Annotated in this window: 17 protein-coding genes; 9 read left to right on the top strand and 8 right to left on the bottom strand. The window is 63.9% G+C overall.

Annotated elements, in window-relative coordinates; genetic code table 11:
• Complete coding sequence (ilvD, locus tag DOM67_RS10825) at positions 1–1713, bottom strand: dihydroxy-acid dehydratase (protein ID WP_110675723.1); 1713 nt, start codon at positions 1711–1713, stop codon at positions 1–3.
• A gap of 205 nt (positions 1714–1918) precedes the next feature.
• On the opposite strand from ilvD, the gene DOM67_RS10830 reads away from it, so the two are divergent.
• The 6 genes from DOM67_RS10830 (at position 1919) to DOM67_RS10855 (ending at position 7634) form a co-directional block, all read left to right on the top strand.
• Positions 1919–2818 carry a LysR family transcriptional regulator gene (locus DOM67_RS10830; protein ID WP_188115120.1) on the top strand — a complete coding sequence of 300 codons (900 nt, stop codon included), beginning with the start codon at positions 1919–1921 and terminating at the stop codon, positions 2816–2818.
• Positions 2819–3048: 230 nt separating this feature from the next.
• Entirely contained in the window at positions 3049–3843 is a 795-nt protein-coding gene (locus tag DOM67_RS10835; RefSeq protein WP_110675727.1) for a putative hydro-lyase, read from the top strand.
• A gap of 76 nt (positions 3844–3919) precedes the next feature.
• A complete protein-coding gene (locus DOM67_RS10840) occupies positions 3920–4966 on the top strand; it encodes a TRAP transporter substrate-binding protein (RefSeq protein WP_110675729.1) in 1047 nt (348 codons plus the stop codon).
• 59 nt (positions 4967–5025) lie between these two features.
• Positions 5026–5631 (top strand): TRAP transporter small permease, encoded by a 606-nt coding sequence (locus DOM67_RS10845; protein ID WP_110675731.1) that lies wholly within the window; start codon positions 5026–5028, stop codon positions 5629–5631.
• Positions 5631–6911, top strand: a complete 1281-nt coding sequence (locus tag DOM67_RS10850) for a TRAP transporter large permease (RefSeq protein WP_110675732.1) — start codon at positions 5631–5633, stop codon at positions 6909–6911. Before DOM67_RS10845 ends, DOM67_RS10850 begins: the two co-directional genes overlap by 1 nt.
• A gap of 39 nt (positions 6912–6950) precedes the next feature.
• Complete coding sequence (locus DOM67_RS10855) at positions 6951–7634, top strand: DUF2848 domain-containing protein (protein WP_110675734.1); 684 nt, start codon at positions 6951–6953, stop codon at positions 7632–7634.
• A 124-nt stretch (positions 7635–7758) separates the two neighbouring features.
• On the opposite strand, the gene DOM67_RS10860 is transcribed toward DOM67_RS10855, so the two are convergent.
• The 5 genes from DOM67_RS10860 to DOM67_RS10880 form a co-directional block, all read right to left on the bottom strand.
• On the bottom strand, positions 7759–9057 hold the full coding sequence (locus DOM67_RS10860; protein ID WP_110675736.1) for an MFS transporter: 1299 nt from the start codon (positions 9055–9057) through the stop codon (positions 7759–7761).
• Positions 9058–9637: 580 nt separating this feature from the next.
• Positions 9638–10165: a TetR/AcrR family transcriptional regulator gene (locus tag DOM67_RS10865; protein WP_110675738.1), complete on the bottom strand. Its 528-nt coding sequence runs from the start codon at positions 10163–10165 to the stop codon at positions 9638–9640.
• A 238-nt stretch (positions 10166–10403) separates the two neighbouring features.
• Complete coding sequence (gene galE / locus DOM67_RS10870; RefSeq protein WP_110675740.1) at positions 10404–11381, bottom strand: UDP-glucose 4-epimerase GalE; 978 nt, start codon at positions 11379–11381, stop codon at positions 10404–10406.
• Between the two features lie 52 nt (positions 11382–11433).
• The gene (locus DOM67_RS10875; protein WP_110675742.1) at positions 11434–12849 is read right to left on the bottom strand and encodes a sigma-54 dependent transcriptional regulator; all 1416 of its coding nucleotides are present in this window, start codon (positions 12847–12849) and stop codon (positions 11434–11436) included.
• Positions 12850–12866: 17 nt separating this feature from the next.
• Positions 12867–13418: a heme NO-binding domain-containing protein gene (locus DOM67_RS10880; protein WP_110675744.1), complete on the bottom strand. Its 552-nt coding sequence runs from the start codon at positions 13416–13418 to the stop codon at positions 12867–12869.
• A 317-nt stretch (positions 13419–13735) separates the two neighbouring features.
• Between DOM67_RS10880 and DOM67_RS10885 the strand changes: the two genes are divergently transcribed.
• The 3 genes from DOM67_RS10885 (at position 13736) to DOM67_RS10895 (ending at position 17627) form a co-directional block, all read left to right on the top strand.
• Positions 13736–14893, top strand: coding sequence for a polysaccharide biosynthesis/export family protein (locus DOM67_RS10885; protein WP_157958846.1), 1158 nt, complete (start codon positions 13736–13738; stop codon positions 14891–14893).
• Positions 14890–16302 (top strand): hypothetical protein, encoded by a 1413-nt coding sequence (locus DOM67_RS10890; protein ID WP_110675748.1) that lies wholly within the window; start codon positions 14890–14892, stop codon positions 16300–16302. Before DOM67_RS10885 ends, DOM67_RS10890 begins: the two co-directional genes overlap by 4 nt.
• 68 nt (positions 16303–16370) lie before the next feature.
• Complete coding sequence (locus DOM67_RS10895; protein ID WP_198651789.1) at positions 16371–17627, top strand: O-antigen ligase domain-containing protein; 1257 nt, start codon at positions 16371–16373, stop codon at positions 17625–17627.
• On the opposite strand, the gene DOM67_RS10900 is transcribed toward DOM67_RS10895, so the two are convergent.
• Both DOM67_RS10900 and DOM67_RS10905 read right to left on the bottom strand, forming a co-directional pair.
• Positions 17610–18599, bottom strand: coding sequence for a glycosyltransferase family 4 protein (locus tag DOM67_RS10900; RefSeq protein WP_110675750.1), 990 nt, complete (start codon positions 18597–18599; stop codon positions 17610–17612). The genes DOM67_RS10895 and DOM67_RS10900 overlap by 18 nt on opposite strands.
• Positions 18596–19588, bottom strand: a complete 993-nt coding sequence (locus DOM67_RS10905; RefSeq protein WP_188115122.1) for a glycosyltransferase — start codon at positions 19586–19588, stop codon at positions 18596–18598. The genes DOM67_RS10900 and DOM67_RS10905 overlap by 4 nt, the downstream gene beginning before the upstream one ends.
• Between the last annotated feature and the right edge of the window lie 321 nt (positions 19589–19909).

Below are 19909 nucleotides of genomic sequence, written 5' to 3' on the forward strand. Positions count from 1 at the left end.
TCAGTCGTCCAACACGTCGGGCAGGTCGGTCACCGCGCCGCGCGAGGCCGAGCTGACGGTCTTGGCGTACTTGGCCAGGGCGCCACGGGCGTAGCGCGGTGTCGGCCGACGCCACGCCTCGCGCCGGCGCTGCAGCTCGGCATCGTCGACGTGCAGGGTCATCACGTCGTTCTCGGCGTCGATGGTGATCTCATCGCCATCCTCGATCAGGCCAATCGGTCCGCCGACGAACGCCTCCGGGGTGATGTGGCCAACCACGAAGCCGTGGCTGCCGCCGGAGAAGCGGCCATCGGTGATCAGCGCCACCTGGTCGCCCAGGCCGCGACCCATGATCGCCGAGGTGGGCGTGAGCATCTCGCGCATGCCCGGCCCGCCCTTGGGCCCTTCGTAGCGGATGACGACGACGTCGCCGGCGACCACCGTCAAATCGTTGATGCGCGCCTGCGCCTCCTCTTCCGAATCGAACACCCGGGCGCGGCCGGTGAAGCGGGTACCCTCCTTGCCACTGATCTTGGCCACCGCCCCCTCCGGCGCCAGGTTGCCGTAGAGAATGCGCAGATGGCTGGTCGCCTTCACCGGCGCCTCCAGCGGCTTGATGATCTGCTGATCGAGCGGATAGGGCGCGACCTCGGCGAGGTTCTCCGCCAGCGTCTTGCCGGTGACAGTGACGCAGTCGCCATGGAGCAGTCCGGCGTCGAGCAGAATCTTCATCAGCGGCTGGATGCCGCCGATCGCCACCAGCTCGCTCATCATGTAGTGGCCGCTGGGACGCAGGTCGGCCAGCACCGGCACGCGCTTGCCGATGGCGGTGAAGTCATCCAGCGTGAGTTCGACCCCGACGGTATTGGCGATCGCCAGCAGGTGCAGCACCGCGTTGGTGGAGCCGCCGAGGGCGATGACCACGGTGATGGCGTTCTCGAATGCCTGGCGGGTCATGATGTCAGACGGTTTCAGATCCAGCGCCAGCAGATTGAGCACCGCGGCACCGGCGGCGTGGCTGTCGTCGCGCTTGGTCTGCGACACGGCTTCCTGGGCCGAGGAGTTGGGCAGGCTCATGCCCAGCGCCTCGATCGCCGAGGCCATGGTATTGGCGGTGTACATGCCGCCGCAGGAGCCCGGGCCGGGGATCGCCGTCTCCTCGATCTGCTTGACCTCGATCAGCGACTTGTTGCCCTGGGAGTAGGCGCCCATCGCCTCGAACACCGAGACGATATCGGTGTGCCCGGCGCCGGGCTGGATGGTCCCGCCGTAGACGAAGATACCCGGACGATCGAGACGCGCCAGGCCGATCATGCAGCCCGGCATGTTCTTGTCGCAGCCGCCGATGGCGACCACGCCGTCGAAGCCCTCGCAGCCCGCCACCGCTTCGATGGAGTCGGCGATGATCTCGCGCGAGACCATCGAGTACTTCATGCCCTCGGTGCCGTTGGCGATGCCGTCGGAGATGGTGATGGTGTTGAACACCACGCCCTTGCCGCCGGCGGCATCGGCGCCGTCGCTGGCCGCGTCGGCGAGCACGTCGATATGGCTGTTGCACGGCGTGACCCGGCTCCAGGTCGAGGCGACCCCGATCTGCGGCTTCTTGAAGTCGTCGTCGTTGAAACCGACGGCGCGCAGCATGGCGCGGCTGGCCGCCTTGCCAGGGCCATCGACCACCTTGGCCGAATGGCGCCGCCGCGGGTCGTTCTCGTGGGGGGTATCGTACTCGCTCATCGGGCGCTCCTCTTCTCGCTTGTGATGCTGGGTCTTGTGGTTTTGGCGTGTGATGCCGGCGTATGGTCTCGGCATCGTGTCCGACTGCCGCGCCGGGCTTTCGCCTGCGACCGATGGAACCGGCGGAGGTCGGGCGCCCCCCTGTCCATGTCATACTGGCGCGGCGCTACTGCCCTCATCCTCTCTCACTTCGCGGCGGCTCGTCATGTTCGACTTCAAGGAAATCGAAGCCTTCGTCTGGATTGTGCGCCTCGGCTCCTTCCGGCTGGCGGCCCAGCACCTGCATCTGACCCAGCCCTCGATCTCGGACCGTGTTGCGCGGCTGGAGGAGATCGTCGGTGGCGCGCTGCTGGATCGCGCCCAGCGTCCGATTCAGCCGACCCTCAAGGGGCGGCAGTTCTATCGCCATGCCGAGCTGCTGCTGGAGACGCGCCAGGAGGCGATGGCGATGCTCGAGGCCAGTAACCCGTTCCAGGGGGTGCTGCGTCTCGGCGTGGTCGAGACCATCGCCCACAGCTGGCTGCCGGCGTTCATTGCCGAACTCGCCAACCGCTTTCCCGACATGACGCTGCAGCTCGAGGTGGATGGTACGCCGGGGCTCGCCAACCGGCTGCTCAATCGCCAGGTCGACATGGCCTTCACGCTGGGGCCGGTGGACGCCAAGGACATCCTCAGCCGGCCGCTCTGCCACTATGCCACGGGTCTGATCGCCACCCCGCAGCTGGGCTTCTCGGCCCAGACGTTCACCCTGGAAGCGCTGGCGCGTACCGGGACGCCCCTGATCACCTTCGCCAGTGACAGCCGCCCCTATCGCGCGCTGCAGTCACTGCTCCATCAGGAGCGCCTCGAGCGGATCAAGCTGCACTGCTCCGGCTCGGTGTGGACCATCGTGCGCCTGGCGCTGGATGGTATCGGCGTCGGCGCCATCCCACCGCGCATCGTCGAGCAGGAGATCGCCCGCGGCGAGCTCATCACGCTGCCCTGCGACCTGCCCCGGCTCGACTTCGCGGCCTCCTGGCCGCAGCACATCGACAAGGCGCTGGCTGATGGCGTCATCGACCTGGCGATCGAACTCGGTCAACGGGACCAGCGCGAACATGCCTGACGCCGAACAAGGCGTTACCGACGGGGGGCTATGGCGCAAGGCGTTGCCGATGTGTCTGACATCGAAAGGTTTTGCCGAAAGCGCTGGGATTGAAAGGTTTTGTCGATGAAAGGGAATCATAAAAATCGATTGGATTGATGCGCTGTGAACCCATAGCGTTGGATTGCATAAGGTGGCGTCCGGCCCTGGCGGTCGCAACTGCCACGACAATGACAATCAGGATCGACGACATGACCTCTCTCGACGCCACCGTCTCTCCGGCCGAGGCGCGCACCGCCATCCGTCGCGGCGACTGGCCCACCACGACCACCGGTATCGCCAACGGCTACGCCCAGGCCAACCTGGTCATCATCCCCGAAAACCATGCCGCCGATTTCCTGCGCTTCTGCCTGGCCAATCGCGCCGCCTGCCCGGTGCTCGACGTCAGCGAGCCGGGCAGCTTTCATCCTCAGGTACTGGGAGAGGCGATCGACCTGCGCACCGACGTCCCGCGCTACCGCGTCTACGAGGATGGAGAACTGGTCGACGAGCCGGCCGACCTAGTCTCCCGCTGGCGCCAGGATCTGGTCACCTTCTCGCTCGGCTGCTCGTTCTCGTTCGAGGAGTCGCTGCTCGCCGAGGGCGTGCCGGTTCGCCACATGGCCGCACGCACCATCGTGCCGATGTACCGGACCACTATTCCGCTGATACCCGCCGGTCCGTTCCATGGCAGCTATGTCGTGTCGATGCGCGCCATGTCTCCGGCCGATGCCATCCGCGCCATCCAGATCACCACCGACATGCCCAGCGTTCACGGTGCGCCCCTGCACCTGGCGCGACCGGAACTGATCGGTATCGACGATATCCACCAGCCGGACTTCGGCGATGCCCCCGTGATGGAAGCCGGCGACATTCCCGTGTTCTGGGCCTGCGGGGTGACGCCGCAGATCGCGCTGATGAATGCGAGGCTGCCCTTCGCCATGGCCCACGCCCCGGGCCATATGCTGATCACCGACATTCCCAACCATCGTTTGAAGTATCGCTGACGACGTCGCGCGAAACGCGCTGGCATCAGGCGATGAGCCACCCTCGTACAACAACCTCAATACGCGAGAGAGCCCCATGAAAAAGATGCTGTTTGGTCTCACCCTGACCGCCCTGGCCGCCGGCCTCGCTCAACAGGCAAGTGCGGAAACCAGCCTCAACGTCGTCGGCACCTGGAGTGCCGTATCGCTCCACAAGAACTTCGAGAAGCCGTTCTGGACCGAGACGCTGCCCAAGGCGAGCGACGGTCGGATTCAGGTCCAGATGACCACCTTCGATCAGATGGGTATCTCCGGTGGCGATGTCTTCACCTATCTGAAGAACGGCCTGTTCAATGTCGGCATGACCTTCTCCGACTACGTCGGCGGCCAGGCGCCGGCACTCGAAGGGCTCGACCTGCCGATGATGACCACCGACCCCGCGAAGGCCCGCGAGGTCAGCGAGGCGTTCATGCCGATCGCCGAAAGGGCAATGCAGTCTCACTACGATGCGCACGTGCTGGCGATCGCGCCCAACACGCCGCAGGTGGTGTTCTGCAACACCCCGATCAAGGGCCTCGGCGATCTGCAGGGCAAGAAGATACGCGCCAGCGGCCGCACCACGGCGGAGTTCCTCTCGGCGCTCGGCGCCCAGAGCACGGTCATGGCATTCAACGAGGTGCCGGGGGCGCTGGAGCGCGGGGTGATCGACTGCGCGGTCACCGGCTCGCTCTCAGGCTACAACTCCGGCTGGCAGGATGTGGCGGACTATCTGCTGCCCCTCCCGGTGGGTGGCTGGGATACCGTCATCACCGCCATCAGCGATACCACCTGGCAGTTACTGGACGACGCCACCCGCCAGTTGATCGAGCGTGAGATCGTCACCGGCTTCATCGATCCGGTGTGGAACAATCTGCCCAAGGACGAGCAGCAGGGTATTGCCTGCCTGACTGGCCATGGCGAGTGCGAACACGGCAAGCCGGGGGACATGACGCTGGTCGCAGTGACCGATGCCGACCGCGAACGCGCCCATCAGGCGCTGGTCAGCGCGGTCCTGCCGAGCTGGGCCTCGCGGATCGATGACGAGACGATCTCGCTGTGGAACGAGGACGTCGCACCGCTCGTCGCCCTCCCCATCGTCAAGTAAACCGGTCGAAGGGCCGGGCACGCCACTGCTCGGTCCTTGCCCGTCGGCAGGTACTCAACATGCTCGCTCTCGTTTCTCTGATCGACGCCCTCGTGGGCGCCGTCCGTCTCGTCTCGCGCTGGGCCGCTCGACTCATCGGCCTGCTGCTGCTGGCCGTCGTGGTCATGGTCATCCTGGAAGTGATCGGCCGCAAGCTGCTGGACTACTCCTTCGAAGGCGTCCAGGAGTACGCCGGCTATGTCCTCGCCATTCTCTCGGCCTGGGGGCTCTCGCACACGCAGGTCGAACGTGCCCATATCCGTATCGATGTCGGCTACTCGAAGCTGCCGAGCGCCGCCCGTGCAGCGCTCGATCTGCTCTCGATACTCGCCGTCAATCTGGTCGGCTGGATGATCGTCATCCACTCCTGGCCGGTGTTCTCGGGGTCACTCTCCAACCACACCACCGCCAATACGCCGCTGTCGACGCCACTGTGGATACCGCAGCTGGTCTGGGTCGCGGGCTACACCTGGTTTGCCCTGGCGGCGGCGGTGCTCGCGCTTCGCGCTCTGCTGGCAGCGGTCGGCGGCGATAGCGCCACGATTCGCACACTGATCGGCATGGGCCACGACGCCGACCCGCTCGAGGCCCGCGCGCGCGACACCGCGACAGGAGGAACGTCCTGATGCTTGCCTATCTCGCTATCGGGATTCTGGCACTGCTGCTGACCGGTATCCCGGTCGCCATCGTGCTGTTCCTGCTCGCCTTCGGTGTCGATCAATTCTTCTCGTTCTTTCCGCTGATGCGGGCGCTCGGCCAGAACCTGTGGTCAGCGGCGGACTCCTTTCTGCTGATCGCGATTCCGCTGTTCGTGCTGATGGGCGAGATCATCGTGCGCGCGGGGATCGCCGAGCGCGCCTACCGCGCCATGGATCACTGGCTCTCCTGGCTGCCCGGCGGCCTGCTGCACGCTAACGTGATGACCTCGATGCTGTTCTCCGCGACCTCGGGGTCCTCCGTGGCCACCGCAGCCACGATCTCCACCGTGGCGCTGCCGCAGGGCGACAAACTCGGCTATCATCCGCGGCTCTTCTGCGGCAGCATCGCCGCTGGCGGTACCCTGGGCATCCTGATTCCGCCGTCGATCAACCTGATCGTCTACGGTTTCCTCACCGAGACCTCGATCCCCAAGCTGTTCGTGGCCGGACTTCTCCCGGGGCTGCTGCTGACCGGGCTGTTCATGCTGACGGCGATCCTGTTCTGTACTGTCAAGCCGTCGCTGGGAGGGCCACGCCGTCGCTCGAGCTGGCCGGAGCGGTTGCGTCATCTGAAGTTCCTGCTGCCGCTGCTGGTCCTGTTCATCGCCATCGTCGGTTCGATCTACACCGGCTGGGCGACGCCCACCGAAGCCGCCGCCATCGGCGTGCTGGTCGCGCTGATACTCGCCGCGTTCAACCGGCGTCTGGACTGGCGCATGTTGACCCAAGCGCTCGACAACACCGTGCGCACCACCTCGATGATCCTGTTCATCATGCTGGCGGCCTCGTTTCTCAACTTCGCGCTCGCCTCGGCGGGCCTCTCCGGCCAGCTGACGCAGCTGCTGACACAGCTGGAGCTGTCGCCGATGGCGCTGCTGCTCTGCGTACTGGCCCTGCTGGTGATCCTCGGCTTCTTCATCGAGACGCTGTCGATGATGGTGATCACGCTGCCGATCATCGCGCCCCTGCTGTTCGCCGCGGGCTTCGACAAGGTGTGGTTCGGCGTGGTGATGATCCTGTTCGTCGAGATGGCGCTGATCACCCCACCGGTCGGGCTCAATCTCTACATCGTGCAGGCAGCCCGGCGCGGCAAGCCGTTCTCCGACGTGGTGATCGGCACGCTGCCGTTCATCGCCGCCATGGTGGTGATGGCCGTACTGCTGATCCTGTTCCCCGGCATCGCCCTGTGGCTGCCGAACTCGCTCTGATCCGCCGCGTCATCGACAACGACAACTCAGGAACCGCCAATGCTGACTTTCGATACCCCCGGAGGCACGCTCACCGTCACACCGCAACGGCTGGCGATCGCCGGCTGGGCCGGCCGCGATCAGGCGGGCGTGCAACGCCATATCGACGAGCTGGCCGCCATCGGGGTCAAGCCGCCCTCCCGCGTGCCGCTGTTCTATCGCGCCAGTGCGCAGCTGCTGACCCAGGCGGAGCACGTCGAGATGCTCGGTGGCGAAGGCTCCGGCGAAGCCGAGGTCTGCCTTGTCAGCGACGAAAATGGCCGACTGTGGGTGACGCTCGCCTCCGACCATACCGACCGCAAGCTGGAAGCCGTGGGGGTTGCCGAGTCCAAGCAGATCTGCGCCAAGCCGGTCGCCCGACATGCCTGGCCACTAGAAGCCGTACGCGAGCATTGGGATGCGCTGGCACTGGCCAGTGAGATCGCAGAGAACGGCCAGGTCGTCTCCTATCAGCAGGGCACGCTGGCCGAGCTGCTGGATATCGAGACGCTGCTGGCCAAGCTGCCGGACGCACTCAAGCAGGGCGAATCGCTGGCCCCCAACACGCTGCTGCTGTGCGGCACGGTGCCGGCCATCGGCGGTATCCGGCCCAGCCCGCGCTTCTCGATGACGCTCACCGACCCCGTGCTGAACCGTCGCCTGAGCCACCGCTACACCATCATCGAGCTCGAGGTCGCGCAATGAGTTCGCCAGAGACGCCACAGGATGCCGCACGCGCATTCTGGGCGCGCCCTGCCGGGGGAGCTGCTGACAGGGCACATCAACATGAGCGAGTTCGCATTCTCGGGACTCGGCCTCAATCACGTCATCAACGTCCGGACCTACGACGAGCGAGACGGCCGATCTTGTCGATCAACCCGAGCGGCGGCATGGCGGGCAGATAGAAGCGTTGCAGCGGCGTGGCCGACTGGCTCGATACCGTCGTTTTCGACCCGACATCGGCCTGCTCGCCGCGGGCGGGCATGTAACCGATCAGCATCGTCACCAACGCGATCGAAGCAAAGGCGATGAAACAGAAGGCGTAGCCGTGGTGGCCGATCAGATAGCCCGCCAGTGGCGAACCGACGATCTGGCCTGCCGCGATCATCAAGAACGGTAAACCGAGCCCGATGGCGGGACGGTCACTGTAGAGGCGCACGCCCCAGACCAGATAGATACCCGTGAGCATGATATAGCTCGCCCCGAACAGAGCGCCTGAACCCAGGGCGGCTGACAGGCTCGAGGGCATCAGCGCGAGCAGCAGCAGTGCAAGTGCCAGCGCGGCCAGCGTTGCCCGATGCACCCCGTTGATGCCGAAGCGGTTGACGAGATCCCCGGCAAGGCCGCCGACCAGGCCGGCGATGCCAATCAGAATCCAGACGCTGTTGGCCAACGCCTGGGATAACTGCCCTTGCGTGAGTAGCGCCTCGCTCGAAAACGTCCAGTAGGCGGCGCTGGCAATGCCCATGCCCACCGAGGCCACCATCACTCGCCAGGCCGAAGCCCGCCACAGTCCTCCCAGGTTCCGCCGGCCGGCTGTCTCCGAGGCAGTGTCGCCACACGCTTCGCTCGTCCCGGCACGCGGTACGCTGACGAACAGCAGCACAGCGTTGAGCAGAGCGATCACCGCAAAAGCGGCATAGGCGATTCGCCACTGCCCCGTGGCGATGAACGCCACCGGACCGGAGATGGCGACGCCGAGACTGGTGCCGGCATTGACGACGGTATTGGCACGGCCCTGGCGCTCGGTTGCGATCGCCCTCGAGACGGCCTCGGCCATGGGGGGCGAGGCCAGCCCGGTGCTGGCCCCCGCCAGCAGGATGGCGCCGGCAAGCCACAGCGCGCTGGTGCTGGCGGAGATGATCGCCATACCCGTCGCGGCGACCAGGGCCGCGGCAACGGCCATGGATCGAGCACCGAGTCGCTCCACCAGTAGCGCACTGATCACGATAGCGAAGCAGTAGCCCACGTAGGCACCGCTGCCGATGGCCCCCGCCATCGTCGAACTCAACCCGACATCCTCGCGCATGCTGGGCAGGAACAGGCCGTAGGCAAAGCGTGCCAAGCCGTAGCTCACGCCGATCAATAGCGTTCCCGCGACGATGAGTCGACGTTCCTGGTGAGTCATGCTGCAATCCTCCCTGGCTACCGAATCGGGCTAGAGTGACGACCTCGAGACGACGCCCCTGATGTAAAGTGATCGTTTTCCTTACGTGCGTGACACATCCGCCGACATAGCGCCGGAGAGGGCAATCTCCTGCCGTCAGAGGAAAGCGTCCTCGACCACCCGCTAGGCAGTGATCGTTGGAGCCCTGGTCACTCTCTAGTTCAGCCCTGTTCACTCTCCAGGGAGTAATGCCTGGCTACAAAGCCCTGAACGAAAAGCCCTGAATGAAAAGTGCTGCCTGAGAATTCCCGCCCGAGAGGCACCTTCTGAAAAGTACTGGGCTCGGCAATACAGCGTGGCCAATCGGCTCATTGAACGGCGTTCGGAACAGCCCGATGTGCGAGCGGAACGAGTCACAGGCGCGTCGATACCGCGTCAATCCGTGCGCCAGTCCGGTCCGCTTCTGAATCGCGAGACCCTTGTCGCTCGCACTCCGTGCAGCATCGCTGTTCACATCGTCAATCCTGACGATCTGTCGCCGTTTTTTGGCCTAGCGACATGTCCCGATCCGGCCATCGCTCGTCGACGTGTCAGGCAACACCTAGCCGCGCGCGCCGTCGATCAACCGCCGCGCCGCGCGGAGGGCCACGTCGACGGTCGCGCTACCCCGGTAGGTCGCGGCGTGCGTCGCGCCTTCGACCAGCAGCAGAATCGAGTCGGCCAGCTCATCGTCGCGACGCCCGGTCTCCGCTTCGACGATCTCTTCGATGCGCTGCCGCAGTCGTGCCTTGTGACGCTCCATGGCCTCGACGACTTCCGGTACGTCGCCGCCGGTCTCGGCCCAGCTGCGCAGAAACAGACAGCCCCGCGCGCCCTGATCGGCGAACCACACGCCCAGCGCCCCGAACAGCTCATCCACGCTGACAGCGCTCGCCAGCGAGCGCATGAAACGGCGGTCGCGCTCGTCGAGGACGATCGCCAGCAGGCGGTTCTTGCTGCCGACATGCTTGTAGAGCGTGCGGCTGGAAATACCGGCACTGTGGGTCAGCCGATCCATTCCCGTGGCGGTGAAGCCATGGCGATCGAAAAGCTGCTCGGCGGTGTCGATCAGTCGTGTGCGAATATCCATGACCTCAATGTAAAACGATCACTTTACTTGTGCAAGCTCCTATTCCGCGGATGTCGTCCATCTCCGCTCTCCCTCATCGCGCCGTTGAGCTGCGCGTCGCGACTGGTAAAGGTGGCGGCAGAGCCAATGGCCCGTCCCCCGTCGAACAGAGCCCCAGACGCAAGACGGCGGGGCTCATCGAGCCCCGCCGTCGTGTCGCGCTTGCCTAAGGTGCCAGCCGACAACCGCCGTCGCTACCTCATCGCCGGCCGGTTTCGAAGTGCCAGGCGTGTGCCACCATCTCGTCCAAGGAGTAGTGTGGCCGCCACCCAAGCGCGCGCTCGACCTTCGCCACGTCGGCGACGAGATACCCCGGGTCGCCAGCACGGCGGTCAGCGGTCTTGACGGAAACCTCACACCCGGTCACGCGCCTGACCGATTCAATGACCTGCAGAACGCTGTAGCCGACACCGCTACCCAGATTGAAGACGTCGCCCTGCTCTCCCCGCAACAGCGCCTCCAGCCCCAGACGGTGCGCGCGACACAGATCGTCGACATGGATGAAGTCCCTGACGCAGGAGCCATCCGGCGTCAGGTAGTCTCGGCCGAACAGCGTAAAGTCCGCTCGACGGCCGGAAGCGGCCTGGAGCAGCAGGGGAATGAGGTGTGTCTCGGGATCGTGACGTTCGCCCAACCGCCCCCCGGGATCGGCACCGGCTGCATTGAAATAGCGAAAGATCATGGAGCGAAAAGCGTAGCTGTGAGCGTAGTCACGTAGAACCTGCTCGACGAAGCGCTTCGTCCATCCATACGGATTGATCGGCGAGGTATCGCTCGACTCCCCGATGGCGCTCTCTTGAGCATCACCGTAGACCGCAGCCGTCGACGAGAAAACGAACTTATCCACGCCCTGAGAACGCATCTCCGCCAGCAGCGACATGGTCTTGGCCACATTGTTCTGATAATAGGCCTCGGGCTGCGTCATGGAAGCACCGACTTCACTCAGAGCAGCGAAATGCATGACGGCATCGAAGGCACGCGACCGAAAGAGGCGCCCCAGCACCTCTCTATCGCCCAGGTCACCGACGACCAGCTCAGCGTTGACGACGGCATCGGCATGTCCCGTGGAGAGATTGTCCAGGACAGTCACCCGATATCCCGAGCGATGCAGATGCTCGACCATATGCGAGCCGATATAACCGGCGCCACCAACGACCAGAATCTCACCCTTCGACATTTACACCTCGCGCCTCGATCTGGGCTGACTTCTTCGATATTTCAGACCCAGCCTAGGAGGAGGCTCCGGTCAACGACCATTTTTCCAGCTTGCGGTAGATCGTGGAGGGACTGACGGCGAGATCACGTGCGGCACCGGGAACACTGCCGCCATTGTTGGCGATGGCCTTTTCGATGGCCATTTTTTCGATCTGCTCGAGCGTCAGCCCCTGGAAAGAGAGCCCCGGCAGAGCCTCGTCAGTGTCTAGCGAAAGATCTGTCCGGCTGGACTCTCTTTCCGTCGGCTCCGCGCTGGCTGTCGGGACCGTGGCGACAGCTCCCAGATGCGCCAGAGAGAGCGTGTTGCCGGCGCTCATCACCACGGCCCTGCGAATCTCGTTTTGCAGCTCTCGGACATTACCCGGCCAATTATAGCGATGCAGCGTTTGCTGCGTCTCATCATCGAGACCCTCGAACGCCTTGCCCTCCTCGGCAGAGAAACGCGCCATGAACGCCTGAGCCAGCAGCACCACATCGTCACCGCGCTGGCGTAGCGGTGGCAGATCGATGGGCAGCACCGAGAGCCGATAGAAGAGATCCTCGCGGAAACGCCCCTCGCTCATCTCTGTCAAGGGATCACGGTTGGTGGCACAGACCACGCGTACATCCACCGGCACGGCACGATTGCTCCCCACCGGCTGCACCATGCCGGTCTGCAGAAAGCGCAATAATTTGACCTGCAGCTTCAGCTCCATCTCGCAGATTTCATCCAGAAACAGCGTACCGCCACTGGCCTCTCTGGCAGCGCCCGTGCGGTTCTCCAAGGCACCGGTAAAGGCGCCTTTGACATGACCGAAGAGTTCGGACTCGAGCAGATTTTCCGGTATGGCACCGCAGTTGATCGCGACGAAACGTCCCGATCGCCGTTGACTGAGTTCATGAATGGCCTCGGCCGCCACTTCCTTGCCCGTCCCGCTCTCGCCAGTGATGAACACGGTGGCTTTGGAGTTGGCGACGTTCTCGATGGCGCGATACACGACCTGCATGACATCGGAGCCGCCAATGAACCCCTGGAACTGCTCACGTCGCTGCAGACTTCTCGCCACCTGCACTTCCTGCTCCAGGCGCAGTCGCTCGCCGGCGCGTTTCACGGTCGTGGTCAACCGTTCGACCGAGACCGGTTTGACCAGAAAGTCGTATGCGCCCAGACGCATGGCCTGAATGGCGCGGTTGATGGAGCCATCCGCGGTGATGACGACGACGCTGGCGCTCTTGGTCAGCTCCGGGGCAGCCTCCAGAAAGTCCAGACCGTCGACATCCGGCAATTTCAGGTCGAGCAGAATGACATCGAATGCCTGCTGCTCGCGCTGGCCAGCCTCGATGTAGTATCGGGCTTTCTCTCCATTGTCGGCGATTTCGACCTGGCACCCGGCGGCCTCCAGCTGACTGGCATAGGTAAGCGCAAGAGACACGATGTCTTCGACGATCAAGACCCGAGTGCTTTCCGTCATAGGGGATAGATACCTTTTCTGGGCCGGATGATGAAACACGCGTCATGCGCAGTGCTATCGGACTTCCAATAAACGTCGCTCTCTTCACTATAGAATGAGATGCACTGCGCGACCAGACCATAGGCAATATGGGCAAAGCCGCGATGTGAACGATAAGTCACGGTATAGCCCTCTATATCACTATGCGTTTCCACCTGCGGTGGCGAAGCATCAGGGTAAATGACCTTGACCTCCTCGTGGATATGCCCCTGCACGTGTTCGAGAAGCTCGCGCGCGCTGCGGTAACGCTCCAGCAGATGCGGAAATCGCTTCTCGAAACGTAGAAAGATAAAACGGCCGAAATCTTCGCACATCGTCGCGGCGTCGGAACCGGTCAGCCTGGCCGCTGCAGCGACGAGGGCCGAGGCATAGTGACTGGGGTAATTACCGACCGCCGTGAATGCAGCCTCGTTGGGTAGCGATGCCGCTGCCACTACCCTCTCGGTGATGTCCTCTCCCAACTGTTCGTCGAGAAAGTTCATCAGCTCGACAAAGATCAATCCCTTCATGATGGGCCCTCTTGCACGCTAAGTAGACTTTGAGCCGACGCTGTTATCAGAAGCATTGCAATATCGATGCCAACGTTCAGGCGCGAGAATAGCGACAAAAAACACCTTCTCTTTTGCAATTTGGGAGAGGGCCAGTGGCAAATGGCAGTGATGACTTTGCAACTTGCGAATATTCCGTTGGGTTATCGTCCCACACATAACAAAACATCGATTCCCTTACGCACCGACTTCTCTACAATGATTGATCATGTAGAGAGGTGCGCATGCAGAAAGCCCCTTACCGTACACGCACCACGGCGTGGATCATCACCGCCGCAATGGCACTGGGAGGCTGCGCCTCCGCCCCCACGCCCGAAAATCGGGATGGAGCCTTGTGGATGCCACAACAGTGGGACGCCGAGTCCTACCAGCGCCAATGTACGCCTGACATGACGCCGCCGCCTCCCGAGGGCAAAACGTATGTGCCGATGGCGCAAATGCGCGCCGAACCCGCCAGTCTCGCGCCCGGGGACCGCCTCAGTGTCGACGTGCTGGGTGACCCGGGCGACCTCTCCAGGATGTACGTCATCGATGAACTCGGTCGCCTGGCACTGCCAGGCCTCCCGGTGATCGACACGACGGGACGCTCCATCGCCGAGGTCGAGGCACGCTTGAGCGATGTGCTCGTCGCGGAGCAGCTGGTCAGGCCGCTACCGCGTGTCGCCGCCGTCTCGTTGGTGGAGCGCGCCGGTATCTCGATTTCGGTCAGGGGGGCGATTTTCAACGAGGGCACCGTTCGCATCGGGGAGCGCCCGGTCGAGAGTCGAATCGGCCAGCGCGACGGCCCGACAGCGGGGGATGCCAATCTGGGACGCAACCTGTCGTCGGCGATCATGGCTGCCGCCGGCGCGCGACCGGATGCCAACCTGGGCGACGTCCGAGTCATTCGTGGCGACCAATGGACGAGCGTCGATCTCTCCGGGCTGATCCAGGGCACGAGCGCCACTAACATGCGACTGGCGCCCGGAGATCGCGTCGAGGTGCCCAGCACACACTGCTTCGATGCAGCGCTCGTGCGCCCGACGCCGGTCACGCCCCCCGGGATACGCGTATTCATGTCCAACCTGTCGCGGCCCGCCCCCAGCAATGCCACCTCGGCGATCGGCAAGGAGTCGACCAGCCTGCCCTATGGCACTCGTCTGCTGCAGGGCTTGGTCACCGCGAACTGCGTCGGTGGCTCGGCGATGAATGCGCATCGCCAGGCCATTCTGATCTCCACCAATCCGTTCGATGACACCACCGTGGTCATCGACCGCGATATCGAGAACATGCTGGAGCGCCAGGACCGGGATCGTATCAATCCCTACCTGATGCCCGGTGACGCCCTCGCCTGTTACGACAGCCGCTGGATGAACGTCAGGGACGCCGTGTCGATGGTAGGCGAGGCCCTGGGGCCAGCAGCCACCGTTATCCTCATTCATGATGCCGCACCATGACCGATAACAACTCAACCCCACCACGCCGGTTACTGCGTCTCTGGTGGCTCGTCCGAGATGGGCTACCGTCGGCGGGTCGCTATCGCCGCTATATCTTTGCCATCGCCCCCTTCATGCTGATGATATGGGGATTGCTGGCAGCCTATCTGCTGCTGGCACCGGTCAGCTACAAGAGTTCGATGACCCTGATTCTGCCCGGCTCGGGTGTCGGCGGTTCGATCAACCTGGAGTCCATCGGCCAGGCGTCATCACAGACCAGCTCCGCCTTTGCCACGCCCTCGCTGAGCCCAACGGAGAATTACAAGCGTCTGCTGGGTTCGGACCTCGTGCTCCAACGCGGCGCCAAGCGCCTCGACGATGGCGGGGACAGGCTCCCCAACCCGAGTGTGAAACTGGTCGATCAGACCAACCTGATCATGGTCGCCATGGCCGGTCCGACGCCCGAGCAGGCACAGGCACGTCTCGAAGCACTGCGCCAGAGCTTCCTGGCCAGCCTGGAGCGCCTGCGACAGGACGAAGCGGAGAAGCGCGAGAACGCCGACCTCGGCAGGCTTCAGGAGCTGGAGCAGAAGTTGCAGCAAGCCCAGCGGCGGGTGCTCGAGTTCCAGGGGGAGGCGAGACTGGCCACGCTGGATCAGTTCAATCAGCGCCTGGGGGTCGTCGACGATCTGGAAGGACAGCAGCGCAGCGTTCAGCTCGACCTGGAGCGATACAAGGCAACGGCCAAGCGCCTGAGTCAATTATTGCAGGTGTCCCTGGCAGAGGCTCGCAGCGCACTGCTGTTGAAAGCCGATCCGATCTTTCAATCGCTGCTGTCGCGCTACGCCATTGCGCTGACCGACTGGAATCAGGATCGTGCCACCCTGGGCGACCGCCATCTGCGCTTGACCGAGCTCAAGGCCCAGAAAGACACCCTGCAACAGGCGATGCTGGCACGCGGCGCGACGCTCACGGGATTACCGCCCCGGACCCTGCAGCGCTTCATCGACCTCTCGGTGAGCGAAGGTCGCGCCCGACTGTTCGACGAGTTGTTGGGCGCGGAAGGCACGGTGGCCGGGCTAGACGCGGAACTGGCCGAGATTCGCCACCAGATTCGGCGCCAGAACCAGGAGCATGGTGAACTGGTGCAGATGGCCGCCGAACTGTCGGATCGACTCAGGGAGCAGCGTATCTCCGAAGCGGTGTTCTCCTCGGCTCTGGCGCGGCTGGATACCAACAAGTCGGACCCCTTCGCCTCCTACCCACTCGTCCAGACCTTCGAGTCGCCCTCGCTGCCCAACGCCCCGTCATCACCCTCGACGGTCCTCGCGGTGGCTGGCGGCGTGGTCGCCAGCATCTTCGTCATCATGGGCTTCCTGCTGCTATGGCTACGCCAGCCGATCATCAAACTACTACTGCCGAAAGGCTGATATCGGTCGCCATTCAGAGCACCTGGCTGCTCTGGCTGCTCGGCGGTTTATACATCGCCGGGCCAGCCATGGCCTGGATTCTGACGGCGATGGCGGCAGTCACGCTGTACCTGACGCCGGCAGACTCCGCGTCATGGCGCCCACCACCGCCCCATCCGGTGATCCTCATCTGGATGCTGGGGATGCTGGCGATGCTGGTGATTTTGATCGTCGGGCATCTGCTCAATGAACTGGGCATGGGCAAGACCATCAAGTCCTCGATCGGCTGGGCCAAGGGCTGGGCACTGCTGGCGCTGTTCCCACTGGCCGGCGCCTTGCTGCCCGTGCGCCCTGAAGTGATCTATCGAGCCGTCTGTCGCCTGGGGCTGCAGACGCTGATCTTGATCCCTCTCTTTCTGGTCGCGCCGTTCGTGGGGCTACCGAGCCAGCTGTATGTCTCGCCACTCAAGATCGTCGGCGGGTCGGGGCCGGAGTACTTTGCGGTGATTCTATATACGCTGGAACCGGGGACCGGCGTGCCGCGCTGGCAGTTCTTCGCACCCTGGTCGCCGGCGGCCGGGATGATCGCGGTCGTGCACATCCTCTGCGCGCTGGAGGAGAAGCAGCTTGGCTGGAAAGTCATCGGGGTGTCGGCGGGCCTGCTGATCGCGCTACTTTGCCAGTCGCGACTGGCGCTGGTGGCACTGGCGATCGTCTGGCCGGTGTCGTTCGGTGTCAGCCGCCTGCGCCAACCCTGGACCTGGTTCACCGCGGCCCCCGCCATCTTGCTCCTGGGACTGCTGTCGCCCCAGATACAGGGCTTGCTGGATCAAGCCGTGCAGCGCTTCACCAGCGCTCGCGCCGACTCCAGCCGGGTACGCGCCGCCCTGGGCCGCATCGCCGTCGAACGCTGGCACAACGAGGCGCCCTGGTTCGGCCATGGCATCGTGGAAAACGGCCCCCACCTGGTCGAGTACATGCCGATCGGGAGCCACCATAGCTGGTATGGTCTGCTGTTCGTCAAAGGCTTACTGGGGGCGATCGCCCTGGCCATTCCGCTGGCGGCGAGCTTCTGGATGGCGGGCCGGCTGGCACTCTACCAACCCATCGGTCGCGTCGCCCTGGCCATGTTGCTGCTGCTCACCCTCTACAGCTTCGGTGAAAACCTGGAGATCCTGAGCTATCTCTACTGGCCGGCCCTGGTCATCGTCGGTATCGCGGCCAGACAGGCTGCCTGGCGGAGCCAGCAAGGCACCGGTGTGGCGACGACTGGGGAGGAGCCGCCAGAAAAACGACGGCAACGCGATGTGCCCACGCCGGAGGGGGACTCAGTCGAGAGGCAGTAACTCACGCCAGCGCAGCAGTCGATCATCGACGAGACTCTGCGTGGAGGCCCGCGCAGACAACCCCATGGCCACCAGCCCCGGCGGCGTCAGATCGTGAAGACAGGTGCTCAGCCCCTGTTCGCTATCGAAATCCACTTCCCACCCGGCCTTGGCCGCCTGCTCGGGCAGGCCATCCACGCCCGCGACCAGGACCGGCCTGGCCGCCTGTCGAGCCTCGGTCGCCACCAGGCCGAAGGACTCCCAGCGCGACGGCACGGCGATGAGATCACACGCGGCCAGAAAATCGGCGCGGTCATCGACCTGACCAACGAAATGGATATGCGGGGCATCTCCCGCCAACGCGCGCAGCGCCTGCTCCTCCGGCCCGCTACCGCCCAGCCGCAGCTGATAGCGCTCGGGGTCCAGGGCCAGGAACCGGGCGATCAACCGATCGAATCCTTTCAGCCAGACGAATCGGCCATAGGCTCCCACCACCAGCGGGCGCTGCCCCTGCCAGTCCGAGGGCGGTATCTCCTGTAGCGCGGGCACATCGCTCCAGGGCGATACCACCTGCACTCGCTGCGGCGCGATCCCAACAGCTTCGGTCAACCACTGCGACTGCCCCTGCGACACCGAGACGATCTTGTCGAACAGGCGAGAGGCGATGTTCAACATCATCCGAAACCGGCCGGCGTGCGCGACGTGATGCGCCGCCCAGGCACGTGTATAGCTGTGTTCGATATGGATCAGACGGGCGTGACGATGGCGCAGTCGCAGTGACGCCAGGAAGGGCAGCGCCCGCCAGCGCGGCGGAAAATGCGTCATGATCACATCCGCATCCAGCCTCGGCGCCAGCTCATGATCCGGTTTCACCGTCACCACCCGGCAGCGCAGACGACCGACCCAGGCAGGATGCTCGAAGATGGCCAGAGCCTGCATGACGCCACCGGGTGACACATCGTCCACCAGATGAACGATCTTGAGCGTTTTCATGCGGCGACCTCGGTACCCAGACGACGACTCAACAGCATGGCAAAGCGTTCACGTGACAGCCAGCGTGCTGCCATCGCGCCGAGGCTGGTCTCGAGCGTCTTGAAGGGCTCCTGCAGCGCGATCCACGGGCTGGCCGCCAGCGCCTGACGCATCAGCGCCACGGCGAAGGAGCCATCCCCCAGTTGCACCGCCCGTCTGGCCAGATAGCGAAGTTGATAGGCCCGGGCACGCGCCCCGTGACGGGCCAGCAGCGCAGGCGCGTAATCCTGTGCCTTGGAGATCGCCCGCTCCCAGCTCTCGTACTGGCGGATCACATTGGAGGAGAGCCCGCCGATGACGATGCGATAGTCGGTGAGCAGGCCTTCGATGCCCTCGAAACGGCAGCCGTACCCCGCGATCATGCGCAACCACAGTTCGATGTCCTCTGACTGGCGGAAGCTCTCGTCGAACCAGCACAGGCGTCCGGGCTCCTGCGGATGTACGAAGGCGACGCGATCCAGGGCACGGCGCCGAATCACTGGCGCTGACCCATTGCCCACCGGGTTACGCGTGAGGACGTGACGGGCCTCGACACCGGTCAACCGGGGCTGCTGGCTGACGCCGAGCGGACGCCCCTGGGCGTCGATCAGGCGGGAGCCGGAATAACTGACGTCGACCGACTCATCGGCATTGAGATGGATGAAGTGCAGCGCGAGCTTGGTCGGGTCCCAACGATCATCGGAGTCCAGCAGCGCGATATAGCGCCCGCGTGCCACCGCGATGCCACTGTTACGGGCTCCCGCGAGCCCCCGATTGCGCTGGGTCACGATGCGAATGCGCTCATCCGAAAACGCTCGGCATACCTGCATGCTGTGATCGAGGGAGCCATCGTCGACGATGATGAGCTCGAAATCCTGGAACGTCTGATCGAGCACGGACTGGATCGCCTCACCGACGAAAGCTTCCACATTGTAGACGGGCATGATGACGGAGAAGATGGGCAGGGTCATGGCGGTTACTCCAAGCGTGGTCAGAAGATGGTGTCCTGCCCTTTGAGTATCAAAAACCATGCCAACTTTTATTTACAATACAAATCAAAGACTTGTAAAAAATCCGCTGTCATCATGTCGATGTTTTATGCCAATGACCGCAAATTGCAACGCGCGCCTTTTGCGGTTTCGCAATTTGCTCGGGAGCGACGGCGGCGAGAAGAACCAGCGACATACGGAACAGCGAGATAAAGAACAGCGGAACAAGAGCGTGCGGAGCGGCCAGACGACGACATGCTGTCGTGGAAACCGTCTCGAGAAAGGGATCGTGACAAGCACTTG

This window comes from Salinicola sp. RZ23 (genome assembly GCF_003206675.1).
Taxonomy (GTDB): domain Bacteria; phylum Pseudomonadota; class Gammaproteobacteria; order Pseudomonadales; family Halomonadaceae; genus Salinicola; species Salinicola endophyticus.

Coding starts and splice junctions, on each gene's coding strand:
- galE (WP_110675740.1), bottom strand. CDS start 11,381: ATGTCGAAGGGTGAGATTCTGGTCGTTGGTGGCGCCGGTTATATCGGC.
- DOM67_RS10830 (WP_188115120.1), top strand. CDS start 1,919: ATGTTCGACTTCAAGGAAATCGAAGCCTTCGTCTGGATTGTGCGCCTC.
- DOM67_RS10835 (WP_110675727.1), top strand. CDS start 3,049: ATGACCTCTCTCGACGCCACCGTCTCTCCGGCCGAGGCGCGCACCGCC.
- DOM67_RS10850 (WP_110675732.1), top strand. CDS start 5,631: ATGCTTGCCTATCTCGCTATCGGGATTCTGGCACTGCTGCTGACCGGT.
- DOM67_RS10895 (WP_198651789.1), top strand. CDS start 16,371: ATGGCCTGGATTCTGACGGCGATGGCGGCAGTCACGCTGTACCTGACG.
- DOM67_RS10865 (WP_110675738.1), bottom strand. CDS start 10,165: ATGGATATTCGCACACGACTGATCGACACCGCCGAGCAGCTTTTCGAT.
- DOM67_RS10900 (WP_110675750.1), bottom strand. CDS start 18,599: ATGAAAACGCTCAAGATCGTTCATCTGGTGGACGATGTGTCACCCGGT.
- DOM67_RS10855 (WP_110675734.1), top strand. CDS start 6,951: ATGCTGACTTTCGATACCCCCGGAGGCACGCTCACCGTCACACCGCAA.
- DOM67_RS10840 (WP_110675729.1), top strand. CDS start 3,920: ATGAAAAAGATGCTGTTTGGTCTCACCCTGACCGCCCTGGCCGCCGGC.
- DOM67_RS10905 (WP_188115122.1), bottom strand. CDS start 19,588: ATGACCCTGCCCATCTTCTCCGTCATCATGCCCGTCTACAATGTGGAA.
- ilvD (WP_110675723.1), bottom strand. CDS start 1,713: ATGAGCGAGTACGATACCCCCCACGAGAACGACCCGCGGCGGCGCCAT.
- DOM67_RS10860 (WP_110675736.1), bottom strand. CDS start 9,057: ATGACTCACCAGGAACGTCGACTCATCGTCGCGGGAACGCTATTGATC.
- DOM67_RS10885 (WP_157958846.1), top strand. CDS start 13,736: ATGGCACTGGGAGGCTGCGCCTCCGCCCCCACGCCCGAAAATCGGGAT.
- DOM67_RS10845 (WP_110675731.1), top strand. CDS start 5,026: ATGCTCGCTCTCGTTTCTCTGATCGACGCCCTCGTGGGCGCCGTCCGT.
- DOM67_RS10880 (WP_110675744.1), bottom strand. CDS start 13,418: ATGAAGGGATTGATCTTTGTCGAGCTGATGAACTTTCTCGACGAACAG.
- DOM67_RS10890 (WP_110675748.1), top strand. CDS start 14,890: ATGACCGATAACAACTCAACCCCACCACGCCGGTTACTGCGTCTCTGG.